The organism is Acinetobacter sp. HR7 (genome assembly GCF_000773685.1).
GTDB lineage: Bacteria > Pseudomonadota > Gammaproteobacteria > Pseudomonadales > Moraxellaceae > Acinetobacter > Acinetobacter thermotolerans.
Map to the genome: position 1 here is coordinate 1 of NZ_JPQO01000179.1, position 21519 is coordinate 21519.

Consider the following 21519-nt stretch of genomic DNA (forward strand, 5'->3'; position numbering starts at 1 on the left):
ATCCATCACCTGACCGCCCATGCGTTCAGCTACGATGCCAGTGTTAATACCTTTACGTGCTGCGTAGATCGCTGCAGTGTTGCCTGCAGGGCCACCACCGATGACAAGCACATCAAATGCATCTTTAGCATTGAGTTTTTCAGCTTCTTTGGCTGCAGAGTTAGTGTCCAGTTTGGCAATGATTTCTTCTAAAGTCATACGACCTTGGCCGATGTGTTCACCGTCCTGGAATACCATTGGTACTGCCATAATTTTGCGTTCTTCCACTTCTTCCTGGAAGAAAGCACCATCGATCATGGTCGTAGTTGTGCCAGGGTTGTAAATCGCAATCAGATTCAAAGCCTGAACCACATCTGGACAGTTATGGCAGCTTAAAGAAACAAACACATCAAAATCTGATTTGATATTCAGGTCTTTAATAGACTGTAAAACTTCATCAGAAACTTTCGGTGCATAACCAGAAGTTTGTAGCAATGCCAGAATCAAAGATGTGAACTCGTGACCCATTGGCAAGCCTGCAAAGAACACACGAGGCTGTTCACCAGCTTTTGCCACACCGAAGCTTGGTGCACGTTTGTTTTGACCATCGAAACGTGCAGTTACTTGTGGTGAAAGCGCAGCGATTTCTTCTACCAGTTCTTTGATTTTGGCAGATTTGTCAGAAGCATCCAGAGTTGCAACTAATTCGATTGGGCCTTCAAGGCGTTCCAAAAGGGTTTTAAGTTGAGCTGTTGTATTTTGATCTAACATTGCTAACGTCTCCAAAGGAGTAATTATTCATTCGATGAAGTCATATTAAGCGAAATGGTTGAATAGGTAAAACAGGTAGTTTTTATTTATTCAATCGAATTTTCAGATAAAATGAAAATTTCATCATTAATTTCAGTGTTATATCGGGGTAATAATGGAAATTTCAAGTGTTGTTCTGGTTTAAAGCCAATTTTTAGTTAAGATGATCATTTCCAAAATGAAAGAGTATAACGATGCAACTTCAGCGCGGTATTTATCAACATTACAAGGGTAAACTTTATCAAGTTTTACATGTCGCGACCCACAGTGAAACTGAAGAAAAACTGGTGGTTTATCAATGCCTATATGGTGATTATTCGATTTGGGTGCGTCCACTCAGTATGTTTACTGAAACCATTACTTTAGATGATGACCGCGAGCTGGAGCGTTTTAAACTGGTCATTCCAGAATAAACATCCAAAGGTAGAAAGAAGATCATCATCGATCAAGCTTGAGATCTTTATATACATTGTATGAACTTTATGCACGTTTGATGAGTGAGCATTTATTGCATTATCGTAATAGTGAACCAGAATCTATTGGAAAGACCTGCTGCAATTGCTCAAGCAGCAGGGCAGTTTGCTGGTGGTAGGAAATGTATAGTCGCATGCCGATCAAGTCATCGGATTTAAGGCGCTAGTCGATGCTGATTGACGGTTTATTGCTTCAACCGTGAATATGGGTGCCGGGCTGTTATTGCTGAGTTATCAATAAGGTTACAATTAAGCACTGTAAATTCGGGTGAAATTTAAATCATATTCCAGGTATTTTTTGATAAACGCGGCCTTGTCATCGCGCCTGAGCAGATTGTCATAAATATATTCAGGTACAGGGTGATAAAGCTCGGCCAATCCGTTGTTATAAAAAATTTTCAGGTGTCGGCTAGAAGCATTATATTTCCAGGAAATTACCGTTAAAAGTAGAGCCATACTACACCTCCAATAAAATTGAGGATTTAGGTTTAATTCTTATCGGTCTATGTCTTGAACTTAAATCGCGAATACTAATTTCTATAGCGTTGTTTTGTAATTTCTCCTTATATTTTTCTACTAATTTCAGACAGAAAATGGCGAAAGTGTTTTCTTTCTATCATCTACCTACTAGCATCAATTACACAAGCAAAAAATATGCTCATTCCGGATACGGAATGAAAGAAAACACTACAAAAACTTTAAGGTTGTTGAAAAAATCTGCTCTAAGATGAAGGCAAAATAAAAACCAAATCGAGTTTTAGCATCATGCAATTATTTAAATGCTCCCACTGTCGTCAACCTGTTTATTTTGATAATAATTTATGTATGGCCTGCAATCATGTCCTGGGGTTTGACAGTTCGAACATGCAGATGGTGGCATTGGAACCCAATCAGGAAGGTACTCTTTATATTGAATCAGATACTCAAGCCAACTATCGACTTTGTTCTAATGCGCAATATGGAGTTTGTAACTGGGTCATCCCAGAAGAAGATCCGCACGATTTTTGTCTGGCCTGTTGCTTAAACCGTATTATTCCAAATCTAAACGAACCACAGTATCGCCAGCGCTGGCACAAAATTGAACTGGCTAAGCATCGTTTAGTGTATTCATTACTGCGCTGGAAATTACCGATTCAGTCGCGTCTGGACAATCCAGAATCTGGTTTGGCTTTTGACTTTAAAGCCAATCCCAACAGTCCGGATGAACCCAAGGTAATGACAGGGCATGACAATGGTGTGATTACCCTAAACATTGCTGAAGCAGATGACGTAGAATGCGCAATGGAACGCAAAAATATGGAGGAAGTTTACCGGACTTTATTAGGACATTTTCGTCATGAAATCGGGCATTATTACTGGGATGTGCTGGTGGATAACACAGAGTTTCTGGAACCGTGCCGGGAGCTGTTTGGCGATGAGCGCATGGATTATCAAGAAGCCTTAGACCGGCACTATCATCAAGGTCCACCGTTTGACTGGACAGAGCGCTATATCAGTACTTATGCCACTATGCATCCATGGGAAGACTGGGCGGAAACCTGGGCGCATTACCTGCATATTGTGGATGTGTTAGAGACTGCTGATTCTTTCGGGATTCAAATTCGCCCGCATGTGGTAGATGAGCAGAATGACCAGTTGATGGTCTTGTCTCAACCGATTAACCCGTATTACAGCTACGATTTTGATGAAATCTATCAGGCCTGGTTACCGGTAGCCTTTGCTATGAATAGCCTGAATCGGAGCATGGGGCAGGAGGACTTTTATCCTTTCCTGATTAATCCGGTGGTACAGCAGAAACTGAAATTCATTCATGATGTCATTCAGAAAACTGCCAGTGCACAGCGAAAGGTTGCTTAAATATTCCCTTTAAAAATTCGTGCAATAAAAAAACCACGCCAAGGCGTGGTTTTTTTAATCAGTTCAATCTAATACAGATTAGATTTTACCAACTAGGTCGATTGAAGGAGCAAGAGTTGCGTCGCCTTCTTTCCATTTAGCTGGGCAAACTTCGCCTGGGTGAGCGTGTACGTATTGAGCTGCTTTAACTTTGCGAAGCAGTTCTTGAGCGTCACGGCCAATACCGCCAGCGTTGATTTCGATGATTTGGATTTTACCTTCTGGATCGATAACGAAAGTACCACGATCTGCAAGGCCGTCAGCTTCGATTAGCACTTCGAAGTTTTTAGCAAGAGTCCAAGTAGGATCGCCAACCATTACGTATTGGATTTTTTTGATTTCTTCAGAAGAATCGTGCCAAGCTTTGTGAGTGAAGTGAGTGTCAGTAGAAACTGAGTAAATTTCAACACCAAGTTTTTTGAATTCTTCGTAGTTGTCAGCAAGGTCACCTAGTTCAGTTGGGCAAACGAAAGTGAAGTCAGCTGGATAGAAGAATACTACAGACCATTTGCCTTTAAGGTCAGCTTCAGTAACTTCGATGAATTTGCCGTTTTGGAATGCTTGTGCTTTGAAAGGTTTAACTTCAGTATTAATCAAGCTCATCATTGTCTCCATGATTGAGGTTAGTCTTTAATTTTCAGTAAGAGTATCGAACTTTGGGCCTTAGCTAAAATGGTATTTTTACATTACAAAAATCGGAAAAACCGAATTATGTAATAAAACCGCCAATTTACCCATGTCATCGTTATGTTCATTCGCACAGCAACACGCTGTCTGGATGACAAAAATGTCCAGTCATCAACCCGCTTAAGAACATGCAGCTTTAAAGGATAAAATTCAAGGGCAAAACTTAAAAAAATCAAAAAAAATTTAAATAAATTTATTGAAATGAATGGTTTGGATTTTTTGAATTAAAGGATGTGATGCTTATTTTTAGAGCAAACTGTTTCTAAAGGTAAATATTAAAAATAGCCTAAGCATTTTATATGATCGTGCATAAAACTAAGAAAAGATGCTTATCAACGTTTAATTCGGAAAATGGGAAAGATATGGAAAAACTTGTGATCTGTATAAATAGCCCCATTAACTGAGTTCACTTCATTTATGCTGACTGAAATACCGCAGAACTACTGAGATAAGTTCGTTGGGAAAATGCATGAAAGTGAGTAGAATATTGTGTTTTGGAATTGGGATAGGACGCTGACTTGGCTGCGAGAGATTTAAATGTCGAAAATCTGGTGATGGCACGAGACCTTCACCGTTTAAATCGTTTACGAAAAGGTAAAGATGCCAACGAAAAGCAGTATCAGGAATTATTTGAAAAATCCCATCTTAAAGTGCTGGAACGTGTCGAGCGCATTCCCAATATCAAGCTAAACCAGGACTTGCCGGTTACCCAGTATGCCGATAAGCTGATTGAAGCGATCCAGAAACATCAGGTCATTATTGTTGCGGGTGAAACCGGTTCTGGTAAAACGACTCAGCTCCCTCAAATTGCCATGCTGGCAGGTCGTGGATTAACCGGTCTGATTGGTCATACCCAGCCGCGTCGTTTGGCAGCGCGGAGCGTATCGCAGCGTATTGCCGAAGAAGTGGGTGAAAAACTCGGTGAATCAATTTCCTTTAAAGTCCGTTTTAATGAACAGGGCTCACAGGATTCGATTGTCCGTTTGATGACGGATGGTATTCTGTTGGCAGAACTGGCCAATGACCGATTCCTAACCAAATACGACACCATCATTATCGATGAGGCACATGAACGTTCGCTGAACATCGACTTCATCATGGGCTATCTGAAGCAGTTACTGCCACGCCGTAAAGATCTGAAAGTCATCATCACCTCAGCAACGCTGGATGTAAACCGTTTTAGTAACTACTTTAATGGTGCCCCAATTTTCGAAGTGGAAGGGCGTAGCTATCCTGTGGAAGTGCGTTACCGTCCAATTTCCGAAATGACCATTGGTGGCAGTGATGACGACGAGTTTGATGATTTCGAAGAAAACCTGCCACGTGCTGTTGTTGCAGCTGTAGAAGAATGTCTTCAGGATGCACAAGAGAAAGGTCATCCGGAACATGCCGATATCCTGATTTTCGCCAGTACCGAACAGGAAATTCGTGAACTACAGGAAACCCTGATCAAGCATGGCCCACGACACACTGAAGTCTTGCCACTGTATGCACGTCTGGCATTGGCAGAACAGCAGAAAATTTTCAATCCATCGGGTGGTGGGCGACGTATCATTATTGCCACCAACGTGGCAGAAACCGCCCTGACTGTACCGAATATCCGTTATGTGATTGATAGTGGTTTTGCCCGTATTTCACGTTATAGCTACCGTTCCCGCGTACAGCGTTTGCCAATCGAAGCCATTTCCCAGGCAGCAGCGAACCAGCGTAAAGGACGTTGTGGCCGTATTGCACCGGGTGTGTGTATTCGACTCTATTCAGAAGAAGATTTTTTAAGCCGTCCAGAGTTTACCGAACCGGAAATCAAGCGGACCAACCTGGCATCCGTGATTCTGCAGATGCAGAGCCTGAAATTGGGTTCATTAGAAGAGTTCGATTTTATTGAGCCACCAGATCACCGACTGGTGAATGATGGTCGTAAGCTGCTGATTGAACTAGGTGCTTTATCCGAGAAGAAAAATGAACTAACCAAGATTGGTTATCAGATGGCAAAAATGCCGATCGATCCGCGTCTGGCACGGATGATTCTTGGGGGTGCGCATTTTGGTGCCTTAAATGAAGCGCTAGTCATTGTCGCAGCGTTGGCGGTACAGGACCCGCGTGAACGTCCAGCTGACAAACAGATGCAGGCAGATCAGAAACATGCCTTGTTCCGTGAAGCAGATTCAGACTTCCTGTTCTATATCAAGTTGTGGGAAACGCTGCACGACAATCGCGAAAACATGAGTGAGAACAAGCGCCGTACTTTTGCGCGTAATCACTTCCTCAGCTGGTTGCGTTTGCGTGAGTGGAAGAAAACCCATGAACAGCTGGTTGATTTAGCTAAAGGCTTAAAGCTGTCCTTTAATGAAAAGAAAGCTAGCTATGAAAACTTGCACCGTGCCTTATTGACCGGACTATTATCGTTTATTGCTAACAAGACTGATGAGCGTAACGTGTTTATGGCGGTGCGTCAGCAGAAAGCACGTGTATTCCCAGCATCTACTTTGCACAAAACCAATACCCCGTGGGTAATGGCTTTCGAGATGGTGGAAACCTCACAAGTTTATCTGCGGACTTTGGCAAAGATCGAACCGGAATGGATTTTGCTGGCGGCGCGTGATCTGGTCAAACATCATTATTTTGAACCGCACTGGTCGAAAAAAGCAGGTGTGGTAAATGCCTATGACCAGATTTCCTTGTTTGGCCTGATCATTGAGCCAAAACGTCAGGTGAATTATGAAAAAGTGGATCAGGTTGCAGCGCATGAAATCTTCCTGCGCGATGCACTGACCACCGGTAACCTAGGCATCATGCCGCCATTTCTAAAGCATAACTTGTTAAAGCTTGAGGAAGTAGAACGGGTCGAAGACAAACTGCGCCGTCGGGATCTGGTCGTGGATGAAGAAACCATTTATCAGTTCTATGCCTCTAAAGTGCCGCCAGAGGTAGCGAGTCGCCGTAGCTTTGAAGACTGGCGCGCGACGGTTGAACCGCAAAATCCACGTTATCTGTTTGTGGATGATGATGCACTGTGGATGAATGACCGTCCGACAACGCAGCAGTTCCCGGACTATCTGCGCAATGGCGAGTTACGTCTGGCAGTGAGCTATCGTTTTGATCCAAGCCATGATGAAGATGGTGCAACGGTTCGCATTCCGGTGCAAGCTTTGCCACAGGTGGATGAAAATATCTGGTCTTGGGGCATTCCGGGCTGGCGTGAAGAGCTAATCGAAGCCTTGTTAAAAGCCTTGCCGAAAGATAAACGCCGTAATCTGGTACCGATTCCGGATACTGTGCATAAGTTGCTGTCACGCATTGATGCAACACATCTGCAACAACATATTTTTAGTTTCCTGGCATTCCAGTTGCGTGGTGAACAGATCACAGAAAAAGACTTCTCTTTTGAGCGGGTCGAGCAGTATTTGTTGCCTTTAATTAAGGTAATTGACGAGAAAGGTCGTGTGATCGAACAGGGTCGTGATCTGGATGAACAGAAGGCCCGTTGCCGTACGGAAACCCATAGTCCGGTAAAACAACTTAAAGGTGAACATACGACTTTTCCTGAAAACTTTGTCTTTGAAGCTTCGCAAAAAGTGACAGGCGTTGTCGTGAAGCAGTATCAGGCACTGGTACCGACCAAAGACTTCGCTGCATTAGAGCAAAAAGATGAATCCGGTGTGGTGATCCAGACCTTTAACGATCAGGTTGAAGCGATTCGTCAGCACCGTGCCGGGGTGATCCGACTGGTGCATATGCAGCTCGGTGATCTGGTGCGTCAACTGAAAAAACAGATTTCCAAACCGTTGGCTTTGGCTTATTCACCACTTGGCGACAAAGCGAAGTTGGAACAAATGTTAGTTTATGCCACACTACAGTTGTCCATAAATGAGCTGCCTGTCAATGCGCAAGAGTTCCAAAAGTTAGTTGAAGATGTAAAAAAATCTTTCTTAACTCATGGTCAGACTGCGCTGAAAGATATCACTGATATTTATACCCAGTGGCAGGAAATTCGCCGGAAACTCTTGGTTTTAGACGATTCTGTCTTTGGTAAGAATATTGATGATATTGAGGATCAGCTCGATTTGATGAATTTGGCCGACTTTGTTTATAGCAAGCCGACGGACGTCTGGATCGAATTTCCGCGCTACCTAAAAGCGCTGCTTTTGCGACTTGACCGTTTGCCAAATAATCTGCAAAGGGATGATTCTGCCATTGATCAAATCGACCCTTGGATGGAAAAATTGTTCAAATTTAAAAATGACGCTCGCCTGAAAGAACTGTATTTCATGGTCGAGGAATTACGGATCTCTTTATTTTCACAACCGATGAAAACTAAAGCGCCTGTTTCTCCGAATCGCCTACAAAAAGTATGGGATCGTCTTGGAATCAGTTAAGATATGAGTAATTTCTAAAAGGAGTTTTACATGGGCATCCGCATTACAGGTACTGGTCTGTTCCATCCTGAACATTCTATTACCAATGAAGAGTTAGTTGAAAGTTTAAATGCTTATGTGGAACAGTTTAACCAGGTCAATGCGGAAAAGATCGCTGCGGGCGAAATTGAAGCATTGCGTGGTTCTAGTGCAGAATTTATTGAAAAAGCTTCAGGCATCAAACGCCGTTATGTAGCTGAAAAAAGCGGTATTCTGGATCCAAAACGTCTTCGTCCTTTATTGCATGAACGTTCTAACGACGAACTGTCTATTCAGGCAGAGTGGGGCGTGGCTGCAGCTAAACAGGCGATGGAGAATGCAGGCGTAACTGCAGAAGACATCGATGTGGTGATTCTGTCATGTTCGAACATCCAACGTGCTTATCCGGCAGTTGCGATTGAAATCCAGACTGCTTTGGGTATTCAAGGTTATGCTTATGACATGAACGTAGCATGTTCTGCAGCAACTTTCGGGATCAAACAAGCTGCTGATGCGATCAAATCAGGCGCGCGTCGTGTCTTGCTGGTTAACGTAGAGATTACTTCTGGTCATACTGATTTCCGTTCACGCGATTGTCACTTTATCTTTGGTGATGTTGCGACTGCATCAATCATTGAAGATACTGAAACTAAAACTGGTTTCGAAGTTGAAGATATTGAGCTGTTCACCCAGTTCTCCAACAATATCCGTAATAACTTCGGTTACCTGAACATGAGCGAAGTGGATGCAGACATCGACAACAACCGTTTCCGTCAGGACGGTCGTAAAGTGTTCAAAGAAGTTTGTCCTCTTGTTGCCAAGATGATCACTAAGCAACTGGAAAAGAACAATATTGATCCAACCAATGTCAAACGTTTCTGGTTGCACCAAGCCAACGTGAACATGAATGAGCTGATCCTAAAACTGATCGTGGGCAAAGAACACGCGAAGTCAGAACTGGTTCCGTTGATTCTGGACGAATTCGCAAATACTTCATCTGCAGGTGTGATCATTGCATTGCACCGCACTGCACATGAAGTGAATGATGGCGAATATGGCGTATTGTGTTCATTCGGTGCGGGCTACTCTGTAGGCTCAATCCTTGTGAAAAAGCACGTTGTGGCCTAAGTAGGAATTTATATCTTGCAGGTCAAGCATGATGCAGCTTGGATTAAACGCTTAAGCAGTTTAGCCAAGCTGTATTTCACACCGACTTTTCTCGGTGCTGAGCATATCGATGCTTCGCGACCTGCAATGTATGTGGGTAATCATTCGATCTATGGAGTATTCGATTCTCCACTGGTTATTGATTACCTCTACAACGAACACAAAGTGGCTGTGGTCAGTATTGCCGATCACAGCCATTTTTATATTCCGCTGTGGCGAGAGATTTTTAAAAAGTTTGGCGCAATTGATGGCATACGTGAATATGTACGTGAAGTCATGCGACAAGGGTATTCGATTTTAGTCTTTCCCGGTGGTGGTCGCGAAGTGCTGAAACGCGAAGGCGAGCAATACCAGCTGATCTGGAAAGAACGCTATGGCTTTTTAAAACTGGCACAAGAATTTGGTTACGATATCGTGCCTTTTGCCGCGCTTGGCGGTGACGAAATTTTTGAGATCGGTTTTGATGCGCGTCATATTGTAGAAAACAAATACTTCCAGAAAATTCTTAAAGTCCCTGCATTGAACAAGCTACTACGTAAAGGGGATGTCATTCCATCCTTACCTAAAAATCCGTTTCCTAAACGGGTTCCTTTCTATTTTCAGTTTCAGCCTCGTCAGGTGATTCCTGAAATTCAAAACCAGCAGGATTTGGTACTTTTTCGCGAGCAGATTCAGCAACAGATCTATCATGCACTCGATAACTTAAAAGAGATTCGGGCAGCTGATCTGAATCAGCATAAGTCTTAGAACTGACTTAAATAAAAAATAAAGTCATATTAATTGTGAACTGTTTTACTGCTTGCTGGAGTTTTGTGATTTGCAGTGAGTTCCAATTTTCTTAATTGGTCTGTGTTGCGTAGTACGAATATGATTAAATGATGTCATCCATTCTTTTAGGTACGTGTATGGAACAGGACCGTTTAGTACCGCAGTATCAACAGCTGGCTACACAGCTGCTTCGTATTTCTCCGTTGCTGTATGAGTTTTACCAAGACCAGTTGGCTCTGGTGAAGCATGTCAATGCTCAAAACATGTTTAAGCTGGATCGTGAGCAGCATCGAATTGTACTGGCGAATGCTCTGTTTCATATTCAATTCAATACACCACAACAGATTCAGGAGGGCAGCGCAAAATTACTGGCTGAACCGCATTTTCATAATCAGCAGGTCAAATCTGAAAATCTGGAAGAATTTTTCCTGCAAGATATCTATTTCCTGACCGGTGATCAAAAACCGCAACATTCCCCTTTTTTAAGAGATAAAGCTCAAAAGTTGCGTAAATTGTTTATTGAACAGGTCTATAGCTGGGTCAATGGCCCAGAACGAGTTGCTGAGTTTCTTAAGCAGATTTCACTTGCCGAAGCTGAACTGATTGATCAGGTGATGATAGAGACAAGTACTTATACCACACCCTATCTGCAGCAATACGTGTTGTCTGGCCGGGAATTACCACAGCAACTTTTACAACTGATCCAGAAAATCTTTACGTTGGAATATCTAGTGCCATCGGATTTCTTACCAATCCAGAGTTTGATGCATAGCCTGGATGAATTCTGCTTTAGTGCACCGCAATTTCTGCATCCAGCAATTTACTGTATCATCAGCCTATCTTTTGAAGAACGTTTTAATCTGCATGAGCTGAATGAGCATGTGCATGATATTGAGTTACTGTTTCGACATGCGCAGGAGCATCCTCATCTGTTAGGTTTCGCACGTCTGATGAACCGGGAAATGTGGAGGCGAGATGACCTGCTCAGCAAAAAACATTTTCTGGAACGCAACAACCAGCTATGGCAGAAAAAAGTTGCTAAATTACCGCTATTTGATTGCAGCCGTGTGGTGAACTGGTTATTCCGTCAATCAGCCGAAGTGCTGGACTGGATCAGCATGAATATCCAGCATAGTAGTGTGCGGGTTGCTGTGACCGCGATCAGTTTTTTGGATACCCATCAAGTGCACCCACAGGTGATTCTGGCGACTCTACAATACTTTCAGTATGTTTCGGCACGACTGTTTATTCATAGTGTTTATCAATATGCGATTGAACACAAATGGTTTCAGCATCCACAGAACCAGTCCGTGGTGTTAAAAGGTACACGTCAGTCGGTTAATGATCACCGCATTGCGATTAGTCCCTCAATTTTGTATCTGGATGAATGGATGGGCTTGATGCGGGATGTAGTGAATATGGATGATCAGAGCATCAAGAAAGTTTATCTAGGCTTAAGTCGGGTAATGCAGGCGTATCTGCAGCATCTACATAAAATCACCATACATTTACCAGAAACTGTACAGCAATATATTCATCCTTCAAACCAGCAGGATCGTGATTTCTATGCAGAATTACAACGTCACCGGATTAAGTTAAGCGAGTTTCGGCAGCTGTTCTATTTACAGGATGGTAATATCCGTGAATCAGTTTTTGACAGCTATGTGCGAGATTATCTGGCGGAATATCTTATTCAGCACACTCATATTTCAAAGAACCTGACTTGGAAAGGATTATTTAATCAGGCAGTGGCTTGGCATACCCAGATTCAGAAGCAGGAAATCATTGAGCGATTAAAAAAAGATTTTGCTTTGCGTGACTGGAAAAGTTTAACGACTGAGCCTTGTATTTATTATCGGGACTGGACATTCCAGGAGCTTAAGACCATCGACCAGATCATTGAGCAGACTAGGAGTTTTCGAAACTGTTTGGCTGCTAGCTATGCGAAGCGTATTATCGAAGGGGAATATGTGGCTTTTTATGTTAGTTATGGGAGCCTGTCTGTTCCATTATTGCTCGGCTGTAATGTGCAGGATAGGCAACTCATTTTTGATCAGCTGGAATACCCAAATAACCAAAAAGCTGAACCGCAATATATCCACATCGCTAAAGAATTTACTGACTGGTTGAATCAACGACTGGCTACGTCGTGTCGGGAAACAGATTTGGATGTGAATGCTTAACTTTTGCTGGAAAAGTCGTTAGGCTATAGCCGTTCTTTCACGGTATAGGTCATATGAAACAGGAAACTGCACTCAAGTTACTTAAAGCGGGCGAAAATGTATTTCTGACAGGCTCGGCTGGTGCAGGGAAAACCTATACCCTGAATCAATATATTAATTACCTCAAAGCGCGTAAGGTATCGGTGGCGATTACGGCTTCCACCGGTATTGCAGCGACACATATGAATGGCATGACCATTCACACCTGGGCTGGCATTGGCATCAAGGATTTTCTTTCTGAAGAAGACTTAAAGCGCATGAAAGAGCGCAAGTATTTGAAGGAACATCTGGAAAATGCACAGGTTCTGATTATTGACGAGATTTCAATGCTGCATGCCAAGCAGCTGAATCTAGTCAATCAGGTCCTCAAATATTTTAAAGAATCTGAAGAAGCCTTTGGCGGGATTCAAGTGATTGTGGCAGGAGATTTCTTTCAGTTGCCACCAGTCGGTAAAAATGAGGAGCGTAACCGCGACAAGTTCTGTTTTATGTCCGAAGCCTGGGTCGAAGCGAAATTTCGCGTCTGTTATCTAACTGAACAGCACCGTCAGGGTAATGACTATCTCAACGATATTCTGAATGCGATTCGTGCACAGGCGATTGGCCCGGAACATCGTGCAGCCTTACAGTCAACCCGCAACCAGAATATTGGCGAGACTTATACACGTCTATATACTCACAATATGGATGTGGACAGCATTAACTTCCGTCATTTGAATGAAATTGACAATGAGCCACGTCAGTTTGATGCGCGCTGTGATGGAAATGAAAAACTGATTGAAACCCTGAAATCTTCCGTACGAGCACCAGAAACCCTGAGTCTGAAAAAACATGCCAAAGTCATGTTTGTAAAAAACAACTTTGACTTGGGCTATATCAATGGCAGTCTCGGCGAGGTAGTGGGTTTTGAAGATGATGATGAGTTTGGAGTGCTGCCTAAGGTCAAGCTGACTGATGGTACAACGCTACTGGTCGAGCCAGAAACCTGGTCTGTAGAAAATGAAGCCGGTAAAGTGATTGCCAGCTTCCAGCAGATTCCACTACGTCTGGCCTGGGCAATTACTATCCATAAATCTCAGGGCATGACTCTGGAAGCTGCAGAAATTGACCTGAGCCATACCTTTGAAAAAGGCCAGGGTTATGTCGCACTATCCCGTCTAAAATCTTTAGACGGTTTAAGACTAAAAGGCTTTAATGAACAGGCCCTAGAACTGGATAGTCTGGCGATCAAAGCAGACCGACGTTTTCAGGAACTATCAGAAGAAGCTGAAATTCACTTCGAAAATATTGATCTGACTGTACAGCATAAAGCTTTTATCCGTCATTGTGGCGGTACATTGAATGAAACTGAAATTCAGCGTAACGAGAAAAAGCTGGCAAAAAATGGTGGTAAACAGAATTATGCGGCTGCAACACTAGATGAAACCCGAGCTTTATTTGAGGAAGGTTATGACATTCAGGATATCGCGACTGAACGTGGCCTGACCCCAGCGACGATTATCAATCACCTTGGTCGTCTGCAAAAAGAGCAGGGGCTGGATATTTCTGTCGCCCACCCGGGTGAAGAAGTGGTGGAGCAGGTGCGCAAGATTTATAAACGTCTGACTAAGCGTCAGGATGTTGATCATTTTAATGAGGATGGTTCTATCAAGTTGCGTCCAATTGTGGAATTGACCAGTCCGCGGATGGGCTATGATCAGGTGCGTTTGGCATTGCTTTTTGTGGAATAAGCTTTTGAAATTATATGTGCTTAATTAAGGTATTAATTTTTAAGTTGTGATGTGTAGCATGGCTTTTACTTTTGGCAGGGCAAAAGTAACAAAACCCCTTTGTTCGCTAGAGGACACGTCCTTGTGTCCCTAGCGAACGGCGACATCCATGTCGCTACATGTGATTTAACACTTTGCAGTTCTTAATTTTAGAATGTTAATTTTTAAGGATATTGCATAATTATGGTTGAAGATTTATTGCGTACTAATCAATAACGATAAAATCCCCGCCGCAATTAATGGTCCCACCGGCACCCCACGTAAGAATGCAACACCGGCCACTGTTCCAATTAATAAGCCTGCAACTATGTTTGGTTGGTTGGTCATCAGTTTGACACCACGTCCTCCCAACCAGGCCACAAAAACGCCTACTGCAATGGCGAGTAAAGATTTCCAGCTTAAAAATGATTTCAGGATGCTGTCACTAGAAATTTTGCCACTGGCAATCGGTGCCAAAACGCCAATGGTCAGAATGATTACCCCGATATTTAAACCATGCGCCTGTACATAAGGCAGTAGCGTTTCATGCAACGGCGTGATTTTTAAAACCAGTAAAACCGCTGCTGCAATCGTGACCGCGGTGTTATGACTAAAAATACCACAGGCCAGCAAAATCAGAAGAACGACTAAATTCAGATCAAATTGAGACATAAGAAGAAATAAGGAGGAAGAATCACACTATTGTAGACTTTTTTAGCAAGCGAGACGAATGCGGGATAAACTTGAATCAGCAAAGCTGCATTTCAGTATACAATAATAGTTGAATATACACGTAGAGATTAAGATTTATGCTTCTGGAAAAAATGTTGCAGTCACAGGGTTTTGGCTCGCGTAAACATTGTCAGCAATTGATTAAGAATGGGGCTGTTAGCATCCAGGGCGAAATCATAGATCATCCAAAGCATAAGTTCGATCTGAACCAGCTAGAATTTAGTGTGTATGGGGAAACCTATCAATACCGTGAAAAGGTTTATATTGCATTAAATAAACCACAAGGCTATGAATGCTCCCATCAAGCGACACATCATTTTAGTGTCTTTGACCTGTTTGATGATTTGCTTATGAATCGTGGGATTCAGTGTGTGGGGCGGCTAGATCAGGACACAACTGGGCTGCTTCTAGTTACTGATGACGGCCAGTTCCTGCAGGCTTTAACGCATCCGAAGAAACATGTGGCGAAGGTCTACCAAATGGAAACCTCTGATCCAATATCTGATGAGCAGATTCAGCAGCTTGAACGAGGGGTTGAACTACGGAATGAAAAAGGGATTTATGCTGCAACAGATGTAAAACGTCTGGATGAGAAACGCTTGCAAATGACCATTCATCAGGGAGTCTATCATCAGGTGAAACGGATGTTGGCTGCAGTAGGAAATAAAGTTGAAAAACTGCACCGTGCCCAGATCGGTCAGTTATCGTTAAACGATCTGTCAGAAGGTGAATGGATCTATCTCACCGAAGAGCAGGTGGCTCAGGCAAAATACCGTGAAGAATAAAACCTGATTTTTATTTCAGGAAACAATGGAAAGTGACAAATTCCTCATCCCGCATGAACCCCATTGATTCGTACAGTTTATGGGATTGAAAGTTATTTTTCTGAGTTTCCAGACTAATCCTCAAAGTATTTTCCTGTTTAGCAAATAAAATTGCGGTATCAATCAACTGTTTTGCTGCGCCATACCGGCGATAAGGTGGACTGATATAGACATCATCTAGTACATAATAGGTTGAACAGGCGACTGAAGAAAATCTTAAATAAAGCAGAATAAAGCCGGTAAATATATCATCCTTGGTATTGATGAAAATCACGGTCTGCTGGTCTTCAAAACGCTGTTTCAGGAACTGATAGGAAAGTTCCTGATTGGAAGATGCCCCATAAAACTGGCGATATTCATCAAATAATACTGAAAGTTGTTGCAGGTCTTCTACCTGAGCGCGTCGAACAAGCATTCAAAACTCCATGTCTGATTATTATTATGTACATGAAGCATAGCGAAGTTTGGGGAGCTGTAACGTATTAAATTGTTTGAAAATGCGACAGTGTTAAATTTTGTCACTCTCGCCGAGGATGGCATTCAGTTCTTCAAATAGGTCCAGATGATCATCATCGTTGTGAAGCGCTAGGCTTTCCTGTTCAGCACTATCAGCGACCAATGCAGGTGAGGCTAATGGCTTGTTTTCTGCCTGTTTGATTTTGCTGCGTAGCTTAATCAGCTGTTCCAGATTGATATTCTGGTTTTCAATCGAGAAGGGGATGGATTTAGTCAGGACGACCTGTTTGAAAAATAGTCGTACAGCTTGTGCTGGCGTAATCCCTAATTGTTTAAACACAGCAAAAGCTTGTTTCTTTTCTTGAGAATCCAAGCGTATTTGGTAGACTTCTGTTTTTCTCATAATATATTCAAGCGTTTAAATACTTAACTTTTCGCATTCATTTTAATCCATTACATTTGAAATACAATCCTTATACACTTAATTCTGAAAATAAATCGTAATGACAGACACATTACAATGTCAGTTCTTGCCTAGAAGAAAATTGCATCAGTTCTTTGCTCATCGGATCTATAAATTCAATATGTTTGGCGAGTAGTTGCAGTGGCGCAGAGAAGTCATCATCAGCTTTATGCTTAACGATAGGATAAAATGGATCATTCAGAATCGGGATGCCCAAAAAGTTTAAATGCACCCGCAGCTGGTGCTGTTTGCCGGTATGTGGTTTTAATTCATATTTAGCTAGGTGATCTTTATGCGTTAATAACGTGATTTCGGTTTCACTATTTGGTTCGCCGTCGAGAACCTGCATGGTATAGAAGGGCTCGCCCTTATCCATACGCAGGCGAACAGTATGTGGAAATTTTAAATCATCTCTATAGCCCGCAATGGCATGATAGGTTTTTTGCACCTGACGGGTCGCAAACAGCTGTTGATACAGGCCGCGTGAAGCGATATTTTTTGAGATGAGGACTACACCAGCCGTTTCCCGATCCAGACGGTGGATTGGTGTCAGATGTTCAATTCCAGTCTGTTTCTTGAGGCGCACCAGCAAGGTTTCCTGTACATATTGCCCGGTTGGACTCATGGTCAGGAAATGCGGCTTGTCGATCACCATAAAGTGATCATTTTGAAAAAGGATTTGGTGCTCAAAAGGTACATGAGTTTCATGCGCCAGAAATCGATAATAGAAACAGTGGCTATTCGCCTGAAATGGACTGTCTAGGGTTAAAGTATTGCCTTGTACATCATAGACCAGCCCATCCTGAAAACGCGACAGCCATTCGCTGGCTGTAATATGCGGAAACTGCTTGCAGAGATATTCATATACTGTTGCCGCATTGGACGGTTGCAGAAATACTTTGCTGGCACTGACGCCATTGAGCATGGGTGGAGTAAATTCAGCAGAAGTATTCATGGTGTCCGGTAAATCTGATCTGGAAACAAATGCTATGAAAAAATACAGTTTCTTCGGCCATGGAATAGGCTTTTAAACTGCGGCGATGCTATCATATTTGTTCCTTTGAATCATGTCGTGAGTCATATGCCTTATTCATTTAGCGTTTCCTTAAATCAAGAAGAAGATACCCAGCAGCTGGCCAAGGTACTGGCAGCCAATTTTACGACGGGTGTGATCTATCTGATTGGTGATCTGGGCGCAGGCAAGACCACATTGACACGTTATTATTTGCAACAGCTTGGTCATCAGGGTTCGGTAAAAAGCCCGACTTATACCCTCGTTGAACCTTATAACGTTCGGGGCAAAGATATCTTCCACTTTGATTTATACCGCCTGAATGATCCATATGAACTGGAATTAATGGGAATCCGTGATTATCTGGAAACCCCGAATGCATTATTTCTGTTTGAATGGCCATCCAAAGGTGGTGATGAAATTCCTGAAGCTGATCTGGTTATCGAAATTTTGAAATCTGAAGATGAGCTGACGCGTACTGCTACGCTGACCTCATCCAGTGCAGCACTACAACAGGCTTTGGAGCAGCAATTCCCACATGTCGAATGATTTAAGCGTACGCCGTATCCATACCCTTGATCCTGCGCTGGCCAACCAGATTGCGGCCGGTGAAGTTATTGAACGTCCTGCCTCCGTGGTCAAGGAGCTACTTGAAAATTCCATCGATGCCGGGGCAACCGAGCTGATTATCCGTGTGGAGCAGGGTGGCAGTACGCTGATTGAAATTATCGACAACGGTCGTGGTATTCATCCGGAAGACTTACCTTTAGCAGTGATGCGTCACGCCACCAGTAAAATCCAGACCTCTGAAGATTTACACGCGATTACTAGTCTAGGTTTTCGTGGTGAAGCACTAGCATCTATTGCAGCGGTATCGCGACTAACCTTGACCAGCAGTCAAGCAGAAGATGGAATTGGCTATCAGGTTGAAGTCAATGGCACCGCCTTTGATCATCAGGAAGTGCAACCGGTCGCGGCGTCTAAAGGTGCGCATATCCGGGTGCAGGATTTATTCTTTAATGTCCCAGCACGCCGTAAATTTCTGAAAAAGCCTGGGACTGAATTTGGACATATCGAAGAAATTGTACGCCGTCTGGCTTTGACCCATTTCGATATTCGCTTTGTGCTGGAACATAACCAAAGCCTCAAACTGAATCTGCCGATTGCGGATAGCGGTGAGCTGCGATTCCAGCGTGTACAACAGTTACTGGGTCGGCAGTTTACTGAAAATGCGTACTGGATCGATGCGGACAGTATCAATATGCGGCTGTCTGGCTGGTTAGGGCATCCATCCGATGCACGTGCACAGGCTGATCTGCAATATGTCTATGTGAATGGCCGTATCGTCCGAGACAAGACCATTTCGCATGCATTACGCATGGCCTATGATGGGATTCTGCATGGACACCAGCATGCAGCTTATCTACTCTTTCTGGAAGTGGATCCGGAAAATATTGATGTCAATGTACATCCAACCAAACATGAAATTCGGTTTCTGAATCAACGTGAAGTGCATGAATTTGTGCGTCACTATGCCAAGGAAACCTTAGCGCAGTTTCAGACCGCAAGTGCAGATCTGGCGCAAGCGATGAAGGTTGAAACTGAGTCACAACCGATTGCGCCACAGCCACGTTATCAGGAACAGTTTAGTCTGCATCAGGCAATGACAGCCTATCAGCCGGCAGCTGAACCTTATGCCATGCGTTCGCATACAAATGCACAAGCAAATGCAAGTTATGTAGAAGCAGAAGCTTCGGACGTATTAACTGATTTTGAATCATCACGTCCACAGACGGTGAATTACGCGCAGGATTACAACAAGTCTTATGCTGGTTCACAGCAACTGAATAATGCACTTAAAAGTTATCTGGCACCCCTTAGAGAAATGCCAGAAACAGAATTAAAAACAGCTAAACAGTCATTTAATGAACATCTGCAGCGAAAGGTGGATGAGCATCCGCTTGGAATGGCGATTGCCCAGCTGCACGGGATTTATATCTTGGCGCAAAACTCTGAAGGCCTGATCATTGTCGACATGCATGCAGCACATGAACGCATTGTGCTGCAACAGATGAAAGCGGCTTGGGATAAACCGGAATTCTGGTCTTCTCAGCAACTGCTCATTCCAAAAGTGGTGAATATCAGCCGCATGCAGGCCATGCGAGTGGAAGAGCTGAAAGAACAGCTAGCCCGCTTTGGTCTGGAGATTGATCAGTATGGCGATGAGCAGGTGATTGTGCGTGGTGTACCTGCGATTCTACTTAAAGCGGATTTTGATGCGTTGATACCTGAATTATTGAATGATCTAGATCCCAGTGATCAGGTACAGAGCTTGCAGCAGAAACGTGACCAGATTCTGGCGGGTATGGCCTGTCATGGTGCGGTACGTGCACACCGTATTTTAAGCCTGTCTGAAATGAATGCCTTGTTGCGTCAGATGGAACAAACCGAATTTGCCAGCCAGTGTAATCATGGTCGTCCAACTTGGCGTGCCTTCCCGCTATCACAGCTGGATAAACTTTTTGCTCGAGGAGAGTAGTTGTACATGTCAAATCAATTGCCGGTCATCAACCTGATGGGACCTACTGCAAGTGGTAAAACCGCTTTGGCATGTGAACTGTATGAGCAGGGTAATTTTGAATTAATTTCTGTAGATTCTGCGCTAGTGTATCGTGAGATGGACATTGGTACAGCTAAACCAACCAAAGCAGAACTGGAGCAATACCCGCATCATCTGATTGATATTATTAGTCCTCTGGAAGTGTACTCTGCAGCCAATTTTGTTGCAGATGCCTGTCGTCTGATTGATGATATGCATGCGCGTGGTAAAACTCCAATTCTGGTTGGTGGCACTATGCTGTATTTTAAAGCCTTGCTTGAAGGGCTCTCAGATAACTTGCCAAGTGCAGATTATGCAGTGCGAGCAGAAATCGAAGCGAAAGCAGCACAGGATGGCTGGGAAGCAGTGTATGCTGAGCTTTGCGAGGTAGATCCAATCGCGGGCCAGAAATTTAAAGTGAGTGATAAACAGCGTATTATCCGTGCTTTAGAAGTGTTTAAGCTCACCGGTCAGCCGATTACAAAACTACAAGCAGAGCAGCCAAAAAATCAACCTTATCGATACAATTTTTATAATTATGCGCTGATGCCAGATCGTCTAGAATTGCACAAGCGCATTGAAAAACGATTAGAAATAATGTGGAAAATCGGATTTTTAAATGAAGTCAAAGGATTGATGAAAAAATACGATTTTGATGAAAATCTCCCTTCTATGCGTTCTGTTGGCTATCGTCAAGCGATCGAATTTTTAAAAAACAGTGATCGAAGTCGTGAAAAACAGCGGGAAATGGAAGATAAAGCATTGTTTGCAACACGACAACTTGCAAAACGTCAATACACATGGTTAAGATCTTTGCAAGAAAAGCATAAATTTACAACATATTTTACAGCGCAGCAGGCGCAAGAAGACTTGCGAAACTGTTACGGATAAAGCAAAATTTACAGACTATCTTTTTTATAATTTTTATTTGAAAAATAGAGATAGTTTTTTGCGCTGATTTTAAAATTTTTTGGAGTTATAAAATGTCTAAAGGTCAAACTTTACAAGATCCGTTCTTGAATTCCCTTCGTAAAGAACGCATTCCAGTTTCTATCTTCCTCGTTAACGGTATCAAACTACAAGGTCATATCGAATCATTTGACCAATACGTTGTATTATTAAAAAATACTGTAAGCCAAATGGTTTACAAACACGCGATTTCTACAGTAGTTCCTGCACGTAACCCACGTCCTGCTGGTGCGCCTGCTGGTGCTCAAGGTGCTGGCTTCGGTGGTCAAGCTGGTGGCTTCGGCGGTCAACCTGGTTTTGGTGGTCAAGGTGGCTTCGGT

19 protein-coding genes are annotated in these 21519 nt (G+C 43.1%); 12 read left to right on the plus strand and 7 right to left on the minus strand.

Features of this window, described 5'->3' with window-relative positions; genetic code table 11:
- On the minus strand, positions 1 to 750 hold a 750-nt coding region (locus GW12_RS09725; protein ID WP_034586962.1), incomplete at its 3' end, for a thioredoxin family protein.
- Positions 751 to 983: 233 nt separating this feature from the next.
- Between GW12_RS09725 and GW12_RS09730 the strand changes: the two genes are divergently transcribed.
- On the plus strand, positions 984 to 1202 hold the full coding sequence (locus GW12_RS09730; protein ID WP_034586964.1) for a DUF1653 domain-containing protein: 219 nt from the start codon (positions 984 to 986) through the stop codon (positions 1200 to 1202).
- 309 nt (positions 1203 to 1511) lie between these two features.
- Here the strand turns inward: GW12_RS09730 and GW12_RS09735 are convergent, their stop codons facing one another.
- Complete coding sequence (locus GW12_RS09735; RefSeq protein WP_034586966.1) at positions 1512 to 1718, minus strand: KTSC domain-containing protein; 207 nt, start codon at positions 1716 to 1718, stop codon at positions 1512 to 1514.
- Between the two features lie 309 nt (positions 1719 to 2027).
- Here GW12_RS09735 and GW12_RS09740 point away from each other — a divergent pair, with 309 nt between their 5' ends.
- Positions 2028 to 3119 (plus strand): putative zinc-binding metallopeptidase, encoded by a 1092-nt coding sequence (locus GW12_RS09740; RefSeq protein ID WP_034586970.1) that lies wholly within the window; start codon positions 2028 to 2030, stop codon positions 3117 to 3119.
- 78 nt (positions 3120 to 3197) lie between these two features.
- Here GW12_RS09740 and ahpC read toward each other — a convergent pair whose 3' ends face one another.
- Positions 3198 to 3761 carry an alkyl hydroperoxide reductase subunit C gene (gene ahpC / locus GW12_RS09745; protein ID WP_034586972.1) on the minus strand — a complete coding sequence of 188 codons (564 nt, stop codon included), beginning with the start codon at positions 3759 to 3761 and terminating at the stop codon, positions 3198 to 3200.
- A gap of 638 nt (positions 3762 to 4399) precedes the next feature.
- Here ahpC and hrpA point away from each other — a divergent pair.
- The 5 genes from hrpA to GW12_RS09770 all read left to right on the plus strand — a co-directional run bounded on the left by hrpA (position 4400) and on the right by GW12_RS09770 (position 14126).
- The gene (gene hrpA / locus GW12_RS09750; RefSeq protein ID WP_081403485.1) at positions 4400 to 8221 is read left to right on the plus strand and encodes an ATP-dependent RNA helicase HrpA; all 3822 of its coding nucleotides are present in this window, start codon (positions 4400 to 4402) and stop codon (positions 8219 to 8221) included.
- Between the two features lie 30 nt (positions 8222 to 8251).
- The gene (locus GW12_RS09755; RefSeq protein ID WP_034586977.1) at positions 8252 to 9367 is read left to right on the plus strand and encodes a beta-ketoacyl-ACP synthase III; all 1116 of its coding nucleotides are present in this window, start codon (positions 8252 to 8254) and stop codon (positions 9365 to 9367) included.
- 15 nt (positions 9368 to 9382) lie between these two features.
- The gene (locus GW12_RS09760; RefSeq protein ID WP_034586979.1) at positions 9383 to 10153 is read left to right on the plus strand and encodes a lysophospholipid acyltransferase family protein; all 771 of its coding nucleotides are present in this window, start codon (positions 9383 to 9385) and stop codon (positions 10151 to 10153) included.
- 158 nt (positions 10154 to 10311) lie between these two features.
- Entirely contained in the window at positions 10312 to 12357 is a 2046-nt protein-coding gene (locus tag GW12_RS09765; RefSeq protein WP_034586980.1) for a hypothetical protein, read from the plus strand.
- A gap of 53 nt (positions 12358 to 12410) precedes the next feature.
- Positions 12411 to 14126, plus strand: a complete 1716-nt coding sequence (locus tag GW12_RS09770) for an AAA family ATPase (protein ID WP_034586983.1) — start codon at positions 12411 to 12413, stop codon at positions 14124 to 14126.
- A 234-nt stretch (positions 14127 to 14360) separates the two neighbouring features.
- On the opposite strand, the gene GW12_RS09775 is transcribed toward GW12_RS09770, so the two are convergent.
- A complete protein-coding gene (locus tag GW12_RS09775; RefSeq protein ID WP_034586985.1) occupies positions 14361 to 14816 on the minus strand; it encodes a DUF441 domain-containing protein in 456 nt (151 codons plus the stop codon).
- A gap of 137 nt (positions 14817 to 14953) precedes the next feature.
- Here GW12_RS09775 and GW12_RS09780 point away from each other — a divergent pair, with 137 nt between their 5' ends.
- Positions 14954 to 15661 carry a pseudouridine synthase gene (locus GW12_RS09780; protein WP_034586988.1) on the plus strand — a complete coding sequence of 236 codons (708 nt, stop codon included), beginning with the start codon at positions 14954 to 14956 and terminating at the stop codon, positions 15659 to 15661.
- Between the two features lie 10 nt (positions 15662 to 15671).
- Here the strand turns inward: GW12_RS09780 and GW12_RS09785 are convergent, their stop codons facing one another.
- The 3 genes from GW12_RS09785 to GW12_RS09795 all read right to left on the minus strand — a co-directional run bounded on the left by GW12_RS09785 (position 15672) and on the right by GW12_RS09795 (position 17574).
- Positions 15672 to 16115, minus strand: a complete 444-nt coding sequence (locus tag GW12_RS09785) for a GNAT family N-acetyltransferase (RefSeq protein WP_034586991.1) — start codon at positions 16113 to 16115, stop codon at positions 15672 to 15674.
- Positions 16116 to 16208: 93 nt separating this feature from the next.
- Positions 16209 to 16559, minus strand: a complete 351-nt coding sequence (locus GW12_RS09790; protein WP_034586993.1) for a type II toxin-antitoxin system RelB/DinJ family antitoxin — start codon at positions 16557 to 16559, stop codon at positions 16209 to 16211.
- Between the two features lie 112 nt (positions 16560 to 16671).
- Entirely contained in the window at positions 16672 to 17574 is a 903-nt protein-coding gene (locus tag GW12_RS09795; RefSeq protein ID WP_034586996.1) for a pseudouridine synthase, read from the minus strand.
- A 126-nt stretch (positions 17575 to 17700) separates the two neighbouring features.
- Here GW12_RS09795 and tsaE point away from each other — a divergent pair, with 126 nt between their 5' ends.
- The 4 genes from tsaE to hfq form a co-directional block, all read left to right on the plus strand.
- Positions 17701 to 18180, plus strand: coding sequence for a tRNA (adenosine(37)-N6)-threonylcarbamoyltransferase complex ATPase subunit type 1 TsaE (gene tsaE / locus GW12_RS09800; protein WP_034586998.1), 480 nt, complete (start codon positions 17701 to 17703; stop codon positions 18178 to 18180).
- Positions 18170 to 20170: a DNA mismatch repair endonuclease MutL gene (mutL, locus tag GW12_RS09805; protein ID WP_034587000.1), complete on the plus strand. Its 2001-nt coding sequence runs from the start codon at positions 18170 to 18172 to the stop codon at positions 20168 to 20170. Before tsaE ends, mutL begins: the two co-directional genes overlap by 11 nt.
- A 6-nt stretch (positions 20171 to 20176) precedes the next feature.
- Positions 20177 to 21121 carry a tRNA (adenosine(37)-N6)-dimethylallyltransferase MiaA gene (gene miaA, locus GW12_RS09810; protein WP_034587002.1) on the plus strand — a complete coding sequence of 315 codons (945 nt, stop codon included), beginning with the start codon at positions 20177 to 20179 and terminating at the stop codon, positions 21119 to 21121.
- Positions 21122 to 21213: 92 nt separating this feature from the next.
- On the plus strand, positions 21214 to 21519 hold a 306-nt coding region (gene hfq, locus GW12_RS09815; protein ID WP_034587004.1), incomplete at its 3' end, for an RNA chaperone Hfq.

What these genes read in the sequence shown, in the direction of transcription:
- GW12_RS09730 (WP_034586964.1), top strand. Translation starts at nt 984, where the DNA reads ATGCAACTTCAGCGCGGTATTTATCAACATTACAAGGGTAAACTTTAT.
- GW12_RS09735 (WP_034586966.1), bottom strand. Translation starts at nt 1,718, where the DNA reads ATGGCTCTACTTTTAACGGTAATTTCCTGGAAATATAATGCTTCTAGC.
- GW12_RS09740 (WP_034586970.1), top strand. Translation starts at nt 2,028, where the DNA reads ATGCAATTATTTAAATGCTCCCACTGTCGTCAACCTGTTTATTTTGAT.
- ahpC (WP_034586972.1), bottom strand. Translation starts at nt 3,761, where the DNA reads ATGAGCTTGATTAATACTGAAGTTAAACCTTTCAAAGCACAAGCATTC.
- hrpA (WP_081403485.1), top strand. Translation starts at nt 4,400, where the DNA reads ATGGCACGAGACCTTCACCGTTTAAATCGTTTACGAAAAGGTAAAGAT.
- GW12_RS09755 (WP_034586977.1), top strand. Translation starts at nt 8,252, where the DNA reads ATGGGCATCCGCATTACAGGTACTGGTCTGTTCCATCCTGAACATTCT.
- GW12_RS09765 (WP_034586980.1), top strand. Translation starts at nt 10,312, where the DNA reads ATGGAACAGGACCGTTTAGTACCGCAGTATCAACAGCTGGCTACACAG.
- GW12_RS09770 (WP_034586983.1), top strand. Translation starts at nt 12,411, where the DNA reads ATGAAACAGGAAACTGCACTCAAGTTACTTAAAGCGGGCGAAAATGTA.
- GW12_RS09775 (WP_034586985.1), bottom strand. Translation starts at nt 14,816, where the DNA reads ATGTCTCAATTTGATCTGAATTTAGTCGTTCTTCTGATTTTGCTGGCC.
- GW12_RS09780 (WP_034586988.1), top strand. Translation starts at nt 14,954, where the DNA reads ATGCTTCTGGAAAAAATGTTGCAGTCACAGGGTTTTGGCTCGCGTAAA.
- GW12_RS09785 (WP_034586991.1), bottom strand. Translation starts at nt 16,115, where the DNA reads ATGCTTGTTCGACGCGCTCAGGTAGAAGACCTGCAACAACTTTCAGTA.
- GW12_RS09790 (WP_034586993.1), bottom strand. Translation starts at nt 16,559, where the DNA reads ATGAGAAAAACAGAAGTCTACCAAATACGCTTGGATTCTCAAGAAAAG.
- GW12_RS09795 (WP_034586996.1), bottom strand. Translation starts at nt 17,574, where the DNA reads ATGAATACTTCTGCTGAATTTACTCCACCCATGCTCAATGGCGTCAGT.
- tsaE (WP_034586998.1), top strand. Translation starts at nt 17,701, where the DNA reads ATGCCTTATTCATTTAGCGTTTCCTTAAATCAAGAAGAAGATACCCAG.
- mutL (WP_034587000.1), top strand. Translation starts at nt 18,170, where the DNA reads ATGTCGAATGATTTAAGCGTACGCCGTATCCATACCCTTGATCCTGCG.
- miaA (WP_034587002.1), top strand. Translation starts at nt 20,177, where the DNA reads ATGTCAAATCAATTGCCGGTCATCAACCTGATGGGACCTACTGCAAGT.